Consider the following 13758-nt stretch of genomic DNA (forward strand, 5'->3'; position numbering starts at 1 on the left):
TGTAAGGCTATCGCCGCATTTTGTAAGCGGGCTGAATAGGCTCATCCCCCTCATTCATGGTACACTACTTGGGGAACCAATCGATCCATACGCTCGGAAAGGCGGACATTCGTACATGTATGATTTTTTTTGTGCCATCATTTTAGGTATTGTCGAAGGCTTGACGGAGTTTCTTCCGGTTTCGTCGACCGGACACTTGATTTTGGCCGGAAGCTTGCTCGGCTTCGAAGGCGATGCGGCGACCACCTTCAAAATCGTCATTCAGCTCGGAGCGGTTTTGGCCGTGCTGCTCTTGTACTGGAAACGGTACATGAGCATCCTGAAAGATTTGCTGGCTTTCAAGTTTTCGCAAAAAAACAAATTAAACGCCATCCATATGATCGTCGCGATGATCCCCGCCTTGATCGTGTACCTCATTTTTAAAGACGTGATCAAAACGTATTTGTTCGGTCCCGGCACCGTCCTAATCGGGCTGATCGTCGGTGGGATTCTGATGATCGTAGCCGCCCGGGCCAAACGCAAAGTAACGGCAGAGAATACCGACAACATTACGTACAAGCAGGCGTTCGGCATCGGTTTGTTCCAATGTCTCGCGCTATGGCCGGGCTTCTCGCGGTCGGGTTCGACGATATCCGGCGGTCTGCTGCTTGGCACGAGCCAGAAAGCCGCCGCCGACTTTACGTTCATGATCTCGGTGCCGGTCATGCTCGGCGCAACCGTGCTGGACATGTACGAGAGCCGCGATTTGCTTACCTCGGACACGCTGCTGCTGTTCCTGGTCGGGTTTGTAGCAGCCTTTATCGTCGCGATGATTGCCGTCGTCACCTTCCTGAATCTGATCAAACGTCTGAAGCTGGAATGGTTCGCGCTGTATCGCTTTGTGCTGGCAGCCGTTTTCTTTCTGTTTATGATGTGATCGTACAAAGCTTTACCCGGCGCTGCGGCTGTTTCGATACGGCTCCGCCGCTCCGCCTCGGGGGAGCTTCTCCCGCGTGAGCCCGTCTTTGACCCGCAGCCCGGTCAGCACGACCACAACGGCGGCCGTAGCCGCATACATCAGCTTGACCGCTCCAAGCTTTGTGTCCGTCCCGAGCAGCAGCCCGTGGAACAGACATAGCAGCCATAGCGGATAGGCAAGCAGATGGATGCGATGCCACAGCCGCTTTTTCAATTTGTTCCGCAGGTCCGTCGTCAAGATCAAGAGCAGAAGCCCGTAAACGGCTATCGTGCCGATCCCGTTTAGAACCGGGTTGCTGCTGGCGGAAAAGGGGATGAACAGTTCGCTCCAGGGAAACGGCGAATACGTGCTAATCACCAATATAGCCGTATGAAGAAGTGCCGCCGCCGTCCCCGAAACGGACAAAAACGAGTGGACTTTGTACAGCTGCGCCTTGTGCCGCTTCCACCACATGCCGTATACAATACCGACCGAAACGCCGGCAAAAAGAAGCATGTAGCTGAGCAGCCCGAGCAGCCGGGTTAACTCCCAGGTCGGCAGCTTGATGAACCATTGAACCATGATGTTCCCTCCTTCGTATGATTCTAACGGCTCCGTATTGGTTGCTACATTCGCCACTCCGGCCTAGAGGCACTGTCGCTTTCAAGCACATACGATTCGCCGGACGCCAGAAACAGCAAGGCGCTGCAGTGCGGTTTGCGCTTCTCGTACAATGGACGGCCTTCCTCCGTGCCGAGAATGCACAGCGTCTTGGACCAGATTTCGCACTCGACCGGATTGTCGCCGGCGACGGTGCACTGTACGACGTCGCTGCGCGACGGAAGCATCGTCCGAGGGTCGATCAGATGGTGCATTTCGCCTCGGTCCGTCATCCATCTTCTCCCCCTTGTGCCGGAGGTTGCGACGGCTCCGTCATAGACCGCGACGCTCCCCGCATCCTCCTCTTCCGTCCACGGATGCTGGATATCGACGATCCACGGGGCATTTGCCGCATAACCGCCCCATAACGCCAAATCGCCGCCCGCATTGATCATGCCTCGGCTAATGCCGATCCGCTTCAGCCGCTGAGCCAGCTTCGCGGCGGTCCAGCTCTTCGCGATACCGCCTAGATCGATGCGGCTGCCAGAGAAAAGCTGAACGGAACTCATCGCCGCATCGATCCGCAAAGGTTCAGAAGGAACATGTCCGCCTGTATAGGTGGACAGCCGTACCGACGAAGGGAGCCGCTCGAACGATTCCGTATACCCTGCGGCCAGCAGTCCGTCCAGAATCGCCGGGCAAAAAATGCCGTCCGTTTGCGCGCCGTATTCAACCGCCATAGACAACAGTTCCAGCATATCCGGCGATACGAGGCACAAGCGTCCGGCCGACCGGTTCAATCGCGACAGCTCGCTATCCGGCCTGAACCGGCTGAACATCCGCTCCGACCGCGCTAATTCGTTTACGAGCAGCTCGCGTATATCCGCTTCATCCCGCTCGCAGCCGAACCAAGCGGCTTCCATCGTCGTGTTCATCGCTTGAAACTCGAAGCTATGCCAAGTTTCCCGTTCCCGGACCGGTTCCGCATCGTCCCTCATATCGCCCGCTCCTTCCTGCCCGTTTACGATCTCCTCGTCCTCGTTCGTATTTGCGGCTGCTCACTTGGCGTCGTCGTCCCGTTATTATTATTCATATTCGGCTGGCTCAGTTGACCGCCTCCGCCTCCGTCTTCCCTGACCGGTCTTCGCTCTTGTCTCCCGCCAGACCTTCCCGGCGGGGCGCTCTGCCCCATCCTTCCCGAATCGCCGCCAAGCAACGGCTGGCGGGGCGTGGGCGCCACAGGCACTCCGCTTATCGAAGCCAGCGCCATCTGGTGCGCCTGCTCGAACTCCGGACTTGCCCGCACCGTTTGGAACATGAAAAATACAGCTGCTGCCGCCCCTGCTCCGATTTGCCATTTCAGCCATTTCGATCGATTCATCGTATCACGCTCCCCGGTGAGTAAGCCTCGTAAAAAACGAGCCTCGTTTTTCTATACCTCCATTAAATCAAATGAATATTAAAATTCCATTTGAAGAGGGGACGGAAAAAAGCCCCTGCCCGATTAGGTAGGAGCATGTGAAGTTTGAACCACAGGGCGTACTACTTGCGAGGCAGCACGATGTGCACTACCGTTCCTTGATCCGGCTCGCTGTCCGCGCGAATTGTTCCGCCGTGCTGCTCCACGATCCACTTCGATATCGCCAGACCGAGACCGGTGCCTCCCTCCGAACGGGTACGCGCCTTGTCCGCCCGGAAGAAGCGGTCGAAAATATGCGGCAGGTCCTCCTTCGATATCCCGATTCCCGTATCGCGGACGTCGATAAGCACGTTGTCTCCGCGGGGGTGGCAGGAGACGGCGATCGTTCCTTCTCTCGTGTATTTCACCGCATTGTCCAGCACGTTTACAAACAGTTGAACGAGCCGTTCTTCGTCGCCCTCCACCGTCAGCGTCTCGTCCGGCGCCAGATCCAGCATCAGCTCCAGTCCCTTCGTGCCGGCCAGATCGCGAAACGGCCCCGACACCTTCCGGATTAGCGCCGGCAGCTCAACCCGCCGCTTCAGGAGCTGAAGCTGGTTGGAATCGGAACGAGCCAGCGTCAGCAGATCGGCAACCAGACGGCTCATCCGCTCCGTTTCGCCGAGCATAACGGCGATTTTGCCGCTTTCCTGCTCGATCGTCCGCTCGGGATGGCGAAACAGCCGTTCGAGATGGAGCTGAAGGACGGATAGCGGCGTTCGGAGCTCGTGAGACGCGTCGGATACGAAACGCTGCTGCTTCTCCCACGCCTTCTGGATCGGCACCAAAGCGCGCCCGGCGAGAAAGGCGCCAGCTAACGCGGCAATCAGCAGTGAAGCCGCTCCCCCTGCGGTAATGACGATCAGCATCGTCTCCAGCACATGATGCTCCGGCTCCATATGGTAAGCGGCCTGAACGATCACGCCTCCGGGCAACTCCCCGGATGTCGCAATCCGGTACGTCAAATCGCCGGAGCCGAATGTGAACGGACTGCGCCTCGCGTAGCGCTCCGCACGCAGCTGCTTCAATTCCTCAGCTCCGAATACGTTGTCCGGTAGCTGTATCGGCTGGTCAGCCTCCGGGCTCCATACAATATAGACAGCTCGGCTTTTAGGCTCCTCTCGCTTCGTCAGAAGCTCCTTGAGCCGGTGAGGTGACAGTCCTTCCAGCTCCAGCCTCAGCATCTGATCAGCCGCGCCGAACAGCCTGATCTTTGTAGTTACATACATCGCTGCGCCGAAGCCGTTGAGCAGCAAGAAGAAAACCAGAGCATTCAGCAGCACAAGCCGGATACGCGTCCGTTTAAACATCGCCCTGGCCTGCCTTCAGCATGTACCCGACGCCGCGAACGGTACGAATGTAGGAGCCGCAGCCGCAGGCGGATAGCTTTTTGCGCAAATAGTGGATATAGAGGTCCACCGACGTATCGTTCGTTTCGGAGTCCATTCCCCATACCCGGTTCAGCATCTGCTCCCGCCGCAAGATTTGCCCTTTGTGCTGCACCATGTAAGACAACAGTTCATATTCCTTGGCTGTTAATTGGAGCGGTTGTCCGCTGCAATAGGCCTCGTGTTCGCTGGACGGCAGTACGATCGCTCCATAAACCAGTTCGCCGGACGCTCCGATCCCCTTGGTTCGGCGGATCAGGGAACGTATCCGTGCCAGCAGCTCGTCGATCGCAAACGGCTTCACCAAATAATCGTCCGCGCCGACATCAAGTCCCTTCACCCGGGCTTCGACGGAATCGCGAGCGGTCAAGATCAGCACCGGCGTCGTATCGGCCTTGCTCCTGATCGCCCGAAGCACGGATAGTCCGTCCATGCCGGGCAGCATAAGGTCCAGCACGATCACATCGTAAATGCCTTGCTGCGCCATCAGCAAGCCTTCGGTGCCGTTATCCGCAGAATCGACATCATAGCCCTCTTCTTCCAAAATGGAAGCTACCGCATCCGCTAAAAACTTATCGTCCTCCACGAGTAATAGACGCACATGTTTTTCCTTCTTTCCGGTCGTTTCGTACCTTCATCATACACGATTGTCCATACAAAAAGCAGTCCGTCCGCGACGAATCGCGGCGGACTGCTTACGCAGCCGGGAAGCCTATACGATAAACCCGATATTTTCGTACGATTTCATCAAAGCGCTCTTCGCATCGCCCTGCAGCCAGCGGTCAATCAGCGTATGGTAGACAGAGCGGAAATCGACCGCATACTTCAGATCGCCGTTCCGGTCGATATCGGTCAAGCTTGGGTACGCGCCGTACAAGCCGCCCTTTACCTTGGGGCCGAGCACAAACATCGGCGCCGCCGTACCGTGATCCGTTCCGCCGCTGCCGTTCTCTTTCACCCTGCGACCGAATTCGGAAAAAACGACCGTGACGACATTTTGGCTTATGCCGTGCTCCTCCAGATCGGCGTAAAATGCCGATACCGCGCTGTCCAGATCCTTGAGCAGATTGGCATGCTGCTCCTTCTCCTGGGCATGGTCGTCGAAACCGCCGAGCTGCGTATAAAAGACGCGGGTGCGGGATTGTCCGGCGAGCATCCGGACAACGAGCTGCAAATCTTTGGCAAAGCCCGACTTCGGATACTCCACCTTGTTCCGGTATCCGGCACCCAGCGACTGAATGGCCGCTACGCTTTCGTACGCTTCCTTGCCGCGCCGGCAGGCAACTCCGATCTGCACGCCTTGCCGGTTCGGATCGTACATGTCGAGAAACGATTCGGCAATCCGGTTCTGCATGGCGACCGGCGTCTTCGGATCGACAAGGCGGAACGTATCCAGCGTTTGGACGACCGGGACGTTCACTTCGTCCATTTGAAACGATTTGTTCGCGAAGCTGCCGATCTGCAGCGCCTTCAGCGGATTGCCCACGTCCGCGAGCGAGGAGCGGATGTAACGCCCGAGCCAGCCGTCCAAACCGATTTTATCCGGCTCCGCCGTTTGCCAGATGTCCATCGAGCGAAAATGCGACCGGTCCGGGTTCGGATAACCGACGCCCTGTACGATGGCGAGCCTGCCGCTTACGTACATGCCGTGCAAGCCGCGCAAACTCGGATGCAGCCCGACATGGCCGTTAATAGCCAACACCTCGTCCTCGCGCATCGCAAGCGTCGGCCGCGCATCGAAATACCCGCCCAGCCCGTAAGGGATCAGTGTGTTGATCCCGTCGTTGCCTCCCGAGAGCTGAATGACGACCAGCACAGGCGATCCCGTTTCGGCGGCGGCCGGAGTGGACGCGGGCGCATCCCCGGCGCTTTCGGCGAGCAGCGGCTGTCCCGACTTCGACAGCAGCAGCGGGCCGCCTAGTCCGAGCGTAGCGAACAAAGTCGCTCCTTTTACGATAAATTCCCTTCTGCTCCAATTCATGAACCCTTCTCCTCCCTACGCCTCGCCTTTCGCGCGAAGCTTATTGCCTTCGCGGTTATTTCATCTGCGCCTCGGGACAAATCATGATCAGCTGCAGCAGCCCGCGCATTCCGTTCATTTTCGAAGAAACATGCACGAAGGTGTCGTCCGCAAACTTGGCCAGCACCTTCTGGCTTTGCTCGCCGAGCCCCCATACGCCGGCGTTCCGGCTCCACAGATCGACCCAGGATTCCGCTTTGTCTTTGCGCTCCGGTACATAGGACTCGGAGACGAAAAACGTATTTTTGATCCGTTTCGATATCGATTCGGCGAATTGGGAGCGAGTCAGCAGCGAGCTGGCGATCAGCCACTCGGCCCCCCCGTCCCAGCCGGCCACGTCGGGCGGCAAATACAGCTCCTGCCCCATTTTGCGCATCGAAGCTATGAAGCTTTTGGACGGCGGGATTTCGAAGGCGCGCAGGATGCCGGCCACGTATTCGGCGGGCGACTTCACGATCGTTTGCCGGTATTCCGGCTTGTAAAATTCGTCCGAGAGCAGCAGCGCCCGCAGCACCTCGCGGACCGTCTCCTTCTCCGCAAAATCGGCGGCCACCTGGGCCACCCACGTCTCGGGCGGGTTAGGCGTGCCGAACTCGTTCAGCAGCTTGCGCGCCATGAAGGGAGCCAGCGCCTTTTGCCGAAACAGCACATCCACGACCGAAGACTCGTCGAAATTGCCCTTTTCGCCGAGTACCTGCTTCACTCCCGTGTCGTGCTGCTTGGGCGCAAACGCGGTTTTGCCGGAATTCCGGTCGTATCCCCAGCCGGTAAAAGCGCGGGCCGCCTCCTTCACATCCTGCTCCGTGTAATTGCCGATGCCGAGCGTGAACAGCTCCATCACTTCGCGGGCGTAGTTTTCGTTCGGCTTGCCTTTCTTGTTGCTGTTCGCGTCAAGCCATATCATCATCGCCGGTTCCCGGCCTACCTCCAGTACGAGCTCGTGGAAGCTTCCTAGCGCCAATCGGCGAAACAGCTCGTTCTGCCGCCGCATCAGCCTAACATCCCGCACTTTCCGGTACGACGTTGCAAAATGGTCGTGCCAGAACAAGGTCATCTTCTCGATCAGCGGCTCGTCGCTAACGGCCATCCGGTACAGCCAGTACGTCTGCTCATCCGTGATGTTGTCCGGCGTAAGCGGCTTGCCGTCAGCGCTCAGCTCCTCCAGCGGCGCAACCGGCTTTTTCTCTCCGCTCAGCGGCATCCCGTCCACCAGCCGGTTCACCGTCTCTTCCTTGCCAAGCGACAACGCGGCTTCCACATCTTGCGGCGATACGCGAAACGTCGTCCGGTTAAGCAAATGTACCGCATCCAGTTCGGTCCATCCGGTTTCCATGTCGATTCCTCCCCAGCCGTAAGGCCTCATCTGCCAGAGCTTCCTGATACCAGCATACGCCGAAAATGTTACAAAAAAATGACCCTCCGGATTGGAGGGTCAGCGAATATTATTTTCCGTACCCGCTCTTCGAGAGCGCGGTCGAGATTTTGGCCGCCGCTTCGGATTTCATCCGATTCAGCTGATCCGCCGTGATCGATTTGTCATTTCGGGCTGCGAAATCGATGCTTTGGTTCATCGAGTCTACCAGCTTGCCGTAAAGTTCACCGCGCTCCAGTCCGGATGCTTCAGTCAGCGTTTTCCCCTGCTGCAAAGCGTCTCTGATTGCGGTGTCCGTTTTGTTGGCGTAAAGAGCTACACCGCCTATAATAGTTGATAATTCTGTTTCCACGACCTTGTCATAATCCACTTTGACCTCTTTGGTACTTCCGTAACCTTTCGTTGAAAGAGCAGTCGAGATTTTGGCCGCCGCTTCGGATTTCATCCGGTTCAGTTGATCCGCCGTGATCGATTTGTCATTTTGGGCTGCGAAATCGATGCTTTGATTCATCGAATTTACCAGCTTATCGTACAATTCGTCGCTCTTCAGTCCGGACGCTTCAACTAGTGTCCCCCCCTGTTCCAGCACTTTTCTGATTGCATCGTCCGTCTTGTTGGCGTAAAGCGCGACGCCGCCAATAATGGACGATACTTCTTTTTCCACGACTTTTTTATAATCCACTTCTATCACAATCTTGTCTTCATAACCTTTGGTCAATAAGATTGAGGAAATCTTTCCTGCTGCGTCGGCTTTAAGTCGTTTCAGTTCCTCAGATTTTACCGACTTGTCGTCACGTGCCGCGAAATCAATACTTTGATTCATCGAGGTGATCAAAGTGTCCAACAAATCATCGCCCTTCATACCGGACGCTTCAACCAAACTTTTGCCTTGCCGCAACGAATCACGGATCGCACTATCTTGTTGATCGGCCAAAGAAGCAACATCGACAATGATACTAGCTAAATGGGTTTCCACAATTTTTTCGTAATTTACTACACCTGTTGTCTCTGAAGCGTATGCCGCTTCCCCGCCGAATCCGGGAATCGTTCCGCCCAGCAAAATCGCTGCAGCCAAGCTACCTACCAACAAGCTCTTTTTTGCCAATTTCAAAGGTTTCATATGTTCATTGCTCCTATCCCAAATTTTTTTCTATGTTTGGTTTCTCCATGATTTATTGTACGGAAAAGCACGCCCCTGCAAATCCGGCTCAGGAATGTTTTTCCTCCAAGGCTTTGGTCTAGTCCGAAGTCAGACTTTCGGTACCAGGGCCGCAACCATTTGAACGGCAAAAAAGCCCTTTTTCGGATTATCGTCCGAAAAAAGGCTTTGTCCAAAAAATTCGAGTGGCGAACAGGCTCAGTCTGCCTGTTCACTCGTCACCTGCAGCTCCATCATAGCCGCGGCGAAAATGCTCCATCGCCTCGTTAATATCCATCTGATCGGCATACAGCGCATTAACGAACTGGGCCACTCCCTCAAAGCGGTATACCGTATCGCCATCGCCGTCCGCTTCGGCATCACCGCCGTCCTCCAGATCGTACAACGCCTCGGGATCGTCCGCCAGCTCCCGCTCCGACAATCGGCTGTCGCCGCTCTCGAACAACTCGCTGTTTCTGCGATCAAACATAGGCTCCACTCCTTCCGCACGTTTCTCCGGAATAGTGTTCGTTTCCGGCTTGCATCTTATACCCCGAGTGTTATTTTACGCAAAAGCCCCCGGCGGATGGCCGGGGGCTGCTGGACTCGACTCGATTAGCAGTCGAAGTACAAGGAATATTCTTGAGGATGAATGCGGATGTTGACGGATTTCGCTTCGCCGCGCTTCAGTTCGATATAGTTGCTGATGAAATCTTTCGTGAAGACGCCGCCTTTGGTCAGGAACTCGCTATCCGCTTCGAGAGCGTCGAGCGCCTCGTCAAGGGTTCCCGGAACGCTGCGGATTTCGTTCTTTTCCGCGTCGGAAAGCTCGTAAATGTTCGTATCGAACGGACCGTAGCCCAATTTGCGCGGGTCGATTTTGTTTTGAATGCCGTCGAGACCTGCAAGCAGCATAGCCGCGAATGCGAGGTACGGGTTAGCCGTCGAGTCCGGCGTACGGAACTCGATGCGGCAGCCTTTCGGCGTAACGGCTGCAATCGGAATACGGACGGCAGCGGAACGGTTGCCCTTCGAGAACACGAGGTTAACAGGCGCTTCGTAACCAGGCACGAGACGTTTGAACGAGTTCGTGCTCGGGTTCGTCAAGGCGATCAGAGCCGGTGCATGGTGCAAAATGCCGCCGATATAATGAATCGCTGTTTCACTCAGGTTCGCATAGCCGCCTTTTTCATAGAACAGAGGCGTATCGCCGTTGAAGATCGATTGGTGAACGTGCATCCCGGAGCCATTGTCTCCGAACAGCGGCTTCGGCATGAAGGTTGCCACTTTACCGTATTGGCGAGCCGTGTTATGCACGATGTATTTGTATTTGAGCAGGTTGTCGGCCGTTTTCGTCAGCGTGTCGAAACGGAAGTTGATTTCGGCTTGACCGGCAGTCGCCACTTCGTGGTGATGGCGCTCGATGCGCAGGCCCGCATCCGCCATCAAACGGCACATTTCGCTGCGGATATCTTGCTGCGTATCCATCGGAGCAACAGGAACATAGCCGCCTTTTACCGGCGTTTTGAAGCCGAGATTGCCGCCTTCTTCTTTACGGCCGCTGTTCCATGCCGCTTCTTCGGAGTCGACTTCGAAGTACGATTTGTTCATGCCGTTTTCGAAACGAACGTCGTCGAAGATGAAAAATTCGGATTCCGGTGCGAAAAACGCTGCTGTCCCGATGCCGACTTGCTGCATATATTCTTCAGCCTTCTGGGCGATCGAACGCGGGTCGCGCTCGTAGCGTTCGCCGTCCGGCAAATGAATGTTACACATAATAATCAAGGTAGGGTGCGCAGTGAACGGATCGATATAAGCCGTTTCGGTGTCCGGCATCATAACCATGTCAGATTCTTCGATACCGCGGAATCCGGGGATGGACGAACCGTCAAACGCTACTCCGTTTACGAACGTGTCCTCGTCTACTTCGCTGGCCGGCAAGCTGATATGCTGAGCCTTGCCAAGCAAACCTACAAAACGGAAATCGACCCACTCGATATTTTTTTCCTTGATCAATTGGAGCACATTTTGAACAGTCATGATTCAAATCCTCCCATTTCCGAACATTCTCTGCAAGCACGCCGATTATTGTTCAGGTTTTTGTCGTTTATGGATTTATTATAAGCTCCCCTCCCTATAGCGTCAATACTTATGTAAGGTATTTTTTGCACCCGTGTCAGGTTTGTTTACATCGAAAGCGTTTACCTTCACAATTTGGACAAAAGTTCGCGTCGTTAGAGAAATAGGTTCCGGGAACTAAGCAAAAAGTCCATACGGGAACATGCTCTGCTGAATGAAATAAAAGAACAGCTTGCACTTCATTTAAAGCGCTGAAGGGGGTGAGACTGACGTCCAAGCCAATGATAAAAGCAAAAAACTACTTTTACTGCGCCATAGCGACAAACAAACGGCGGGTCTATACGAACCGGGACGCCGCTCCTCCCTCGAAAGCGAATCGAATCCGCAATCCGAAGCGGGCTACTTATATGAACTTGTTCGTAAACGGCGTTCTTCAGCCGGATTCCTTTTATAAGGTGCGAGGCGGGAAGCTTCTGTTCCGGACAGCCGCTCCGCCGCAGGAAGGCGTGCCGATTGTGCTCCAGTTTGTTTGTCTTGTCGGAGGCTCCAGCCATAGCAGTGTAAAGACAATGCCGAAGCATTCGCGCTGCAAGCGGAGAACTTCGGCCAGCGCTCGCCGTTTCAAGAGAAGGAAAGGGGGTGATTGTATGCCAGCCAGCTTAATCAAAATGTATATTACCGCAACTGCGACTGCGCCGACCGCTACTGGCGGCTCGGTCAGCACAACCGTATCCTCTACCTCGCAGCAAGTTGTGGCGCTTGCTTCCGCTGGAACCGTAACGGGTACGACCTTGACGATTTTGGCCACAGCCTTTGTCGATGGCTCCGGCGATCCCGTCACGCAATTTCCGACGAACAGCGGCTTTTATAGTCTTTATGTCAACGGTGTGCTCCAGCAGGAAGGCTTGTCCACCTTGACGACGAGCCAAATCTCGATTGAGGATGGCGATCAGATCGCTACCTCCTCCCCTATCGTCATCCAATTCGTCGCTTCTACGGGAAATTCCACATATACGGACCCGACCATCTCCGCTCCGACGATTACGGTGGAGACGTAAATGATCGAAAAAAGCAGCTCTTCGTGCGAAGAGCTGTTTTTCGGCTTTGGCGGCCCCACCCGCTTACCTGTACCGGCTGGTCATTTGCAATAGCAGACTTTAGGGGCTGCTATTCGTTTCCAAATGATCGTTTTTCAAGAATAAAGTGCATTTGAGCCACTTATTCCTTCGCAATAACCGCAAACAATTAGGAATACCTCGGAATAACAGTCCCAAAAGGCTTCTATTCAAGGTGAAGTCGCGAGCGTCCGCTAGTTTAACACTCCCTAAAGACTCTTATTGATTGACTTGAATGCAAAAACAAGACCCCCAGCCCTGTTGGTGGGAATCTTGTTTTGTGCCCCGTAGCTTCGCTTCACTTTTTGGGTTCTCTCGGGGGCTCCCCCAAAAGTAATCGGAATCAGCTTCGAAGCTTCGCTTCACTTTTTGGGGTAAATTTACGCGTGAATCGGCTGCTTTTGCGTATCGAACGTCTTGCCGCACAGCGGAGCCAGCTTCTCCAAATCTTGCAGCAGCTTCGCAAACTGATCCGGGAACAGCGACTGTACGCCGTCACCTGTCATCGAGTTGTCCGGATCGGTGTGCATTTCCACGATCAAACCGTCCGCTCCCGCCGCAACCGACGCTTTGCACATCGTCTCGACGAGCTCCCGGCGTCCCGTGCCGTGGCTCGGGTCAGAGATGACCGGAAGATGGCTGAGCTGGTGAAGAACCGGGATCGCCGTCAAGTCCAGCGTATTGCGGGTGTACGTTTCGAACGTGCGGATGCCGCGCTCGCAAAGCATCACGTTCGGATTGCCGCCGGCCAAAATGTACTCGGCCGCATTCAGGAACTCGTCGTACGTGGAGCTGAAGCCGCGTTTCAGCAGCACCGGCGTCTGGATCGTCCCGAGCTTGCGCAGCAGATCGAAGTTTTGCATATTGCGCGTGCCTACCTGCAAAATGTCCGCATGTTCGGCGCAAACGTCAACGTATTCCGGCGTCATAACTTCCGTAATCGTCAAAAGCCCGTGCTTTTTGCCCGCCTCGGCCATCATCTCCAGTCCTTCCACGCCAACGCCCTGGAAGCTGTAAGGACCGGTTCTCGGCTTGAACGCGCCGCCGCGAAGCACCTGTCCGCCGGCCGCCTTCACGAGCCGGGCGATTTCGTCGATCTGCTCGGGCGATTCGACCGCACACGGTCCGCCCATAATGACCAGCTCGCTTCCGCCGATGCTCACGCCTTTAATGTTGATAACTGTATTGTCCGGGTGGAAATCCCGGCTGGCAAGCTTATACGACTTCGATATTTTAATCACGTTCTCGATCCCTTTCATTTGGCGGAGCTGCTCCGCGAGCTTCGGGTCGGCTTTACCGATAATGCCGATGACCGTGCGGTCCGTTCCTTTCGATACATGCGCCTGGACGCCATGCTTCTCGATATGGTGGACAATCTCGGCGATTCGTTCGTCGGAAACGGAATTCGATGTTACAGCTATCATAAATGTCACTCTCCTCTTATAGTAGCGATCGCAGGCATAACGAGCTTGTTCTTCCGCACTTAGACGCTTCGATGCTTCGATGCTTATACGCTTTTAAGCTTTTATTCGTTAAAGCAAATATACAGGATATGCCCGGTTTCGTCAACAGGGAAAGTTGTGCCTATTCAGTGAGTACTTCCGTAAGCGATTGCTATGTTATACAAACGAAAAAAGGACCGACGGCCAG

13 protein-coding genes are annotated in these 13758 nt (G+C 55.2%); 2 read left to right on the forward strand and 11 right to left on the reverse strand.

The genetic code is table 11. The features are described 5' to 3' along the window. Positions 1 to 115: 115 nt before the first annotated feature. Positions 116 to 916, forward strand: a complete 801-nt coding sequence (locus D7M11_RS27505) for an undecaprenyl-diphosphate phosphatase (RefSeq protein ID WP_120750469.1) — start codon at positions 116 to 118, stop codon at positions 914 to 916. A gap of 12 nt (positions 917 to 928) precedes the next feature. On the opposite strand, the gene D7M11_RS27510 is transcribed toward D7M11_RS27505, so the two are convergent. The 10 genes from D7M11_RS27510 to glnA form a co-directional block, all read right to left on the reverse strand. Next, positions 929 to 1519: a ferric reductase gene (locus D7M11_RS27510; RefSeq protein ID WP_120750470.1), complete on the reverse strand. Its 591-nt coding sequence runs from the start codon at positions 1517 to 1519 to the stop codon at positions 929 to 931. A gap of 44 nt (positions 1520 to 1563) precedes the next feature. After that, entirely contained in the window at positions 1564 to 2535 is a 972-nt protein-coding gene (locus tag D7M11_RS27515) for an FAD:protein FMN transferase (protein ID WP_120750471.1), read from the reverse strand. A 23-nt stretch (positions 2536 to 2558) separates the two neighbouring features. Next, positions 2559 to 2918, reverse strand: coding sequence for a hypothetical protein (locus D7M11_RS27520; RefSeq protein WP_120750472.1), 360 nt, complete (start codon positions 2916 to 2918; stop codon positions 2559 to 2561). Between the two features lie 161 nt (positions 2919 to 3079). Further along, positions 3080 to 4306: a sensor histidine kinase gene (locus D7M11_RS27525; protein ID WP_120750473.1), complete on the reverse strand. Its 1227-nt coding sequence runs from the start codon at positions 4304 to 4306 to the stop codon at positions 3080 to 3082. After that, positions 4299 to 4985: a response regulator transcription factor gene (locus tag D7M11_RS27530; RefSeq protein WP_120750474.1), complete on the reverse strand. Its 687-nt coding sequence runs from the start codon at positions 4983 to 4985 to the stop codon at positions 4299 to 4301. Before D7M11_RS27530 ends, D7M11_RS27525 begins: the two co-directional genes overlap by 8 nt. Before the next feature lie 111 nt (positions 4986 to 5096). Beyond that, a complete protein-coding gene (locus D7M11_RS27535; RefSeq protein WP_120750475.1) occupies positions 5097 to 6365 on the reverse strand; it encodes a DUF1501 domain-containing protein in 1269 nt (422 codons plus the stop codon). A gap of 55 nt (positions 6366 to 6420) precedes the next feature. Beyond that, positions 6421 to 7737 carry a DUF1800 domain-containing protein gene (locus D7M11_RS27540; RefSeq protein ID WP_120750501.1) on the reverse strand — a complete coding sequence of 439 codons (1317 nt, stop codon included), beginning with the start codon at positions 7735 to 7737 and terminating at the stop codon, positions 6421 to 6423. A 109-nt stretch (positions 7738 to 7846) separates the two neighbouring features. Beyond that, positions 7847 to 8896: a hypothetical protein gene (locus D7M11_RS27545; protein WP_120750476.1), complete on the reverse strand. Its 1050-nt coding sequence runs from the start codon at positions 8894 to 8896 to the stop codon at positions 7847 to 7849. Positions 8897 to 9146: 250 nt separating this feature from the next. After that, a complete protein-coding gene (locus D7M11_RS27550) occupies positions 9147 to 9404 on the reverse strand; it encodes a hypothetical protein (protein ID WP_120750477.1) in 258 nt (85 codons plus the stop codon). A 125-nt stretch (positions 9405 to 9529) separates the two neighbouring features. Further along, positions 9530 to 10954, reverse strand: coding sequence for a type I glutamate--ammonia ligase (gene glnA / locus D7M11_RS27555; RefSeq protein ID WP_120750478.1), 1425 nt, complete (start codon positions 10952 to 10954; stop codon positions 9530 to 9532). 320 nt (positions 10955 to 11274) lie between these two features. On the opposite strand from glnA, the gene D7M11_RS27560 reads away from it, so the two are divergent. Then, positions 11275 to 12051, forward strand: a complete 777-nt coding sequence (locus D7M11_RS27560) for a DUF4183 domain-containing protein (RefSeq protein WP_120750479.1) — start codon at positions 11275 to 11277, stop codon at positions 12049 to 12051. Between the two features lie 437 nt (positions 12052 to 12488). On the opposite strand, the gene aroF is transcribed toward D7M11_RS27560, so the two are convergent. Beyond that, positions 12489 to 13532, reverse strand: a complete 1044-nt coding sequence (gene aroF / locus D7M11_RS27565) for a 3-deoxy-7-phosphoheptulonate synthase (RefSeq protein WP_120750480.1) — start codon at positions 13530 to 13532, stop codon at positions 12489 to 12491. Between the last annotated feature and the right edge of the window lie 226 nt (positions 13533 to 13758).

This window comes from Paenibacillus ginsengarvi (assembly GCF_003626695.1).
In the GTDB taxonomy this organism is placed as follows: Bacteria; Bacillota; Bacilli; order Paenibacillales; family NBRC-103111; genus Paenibacillus_AB; species Paenibacillus_AB ginsengarvi.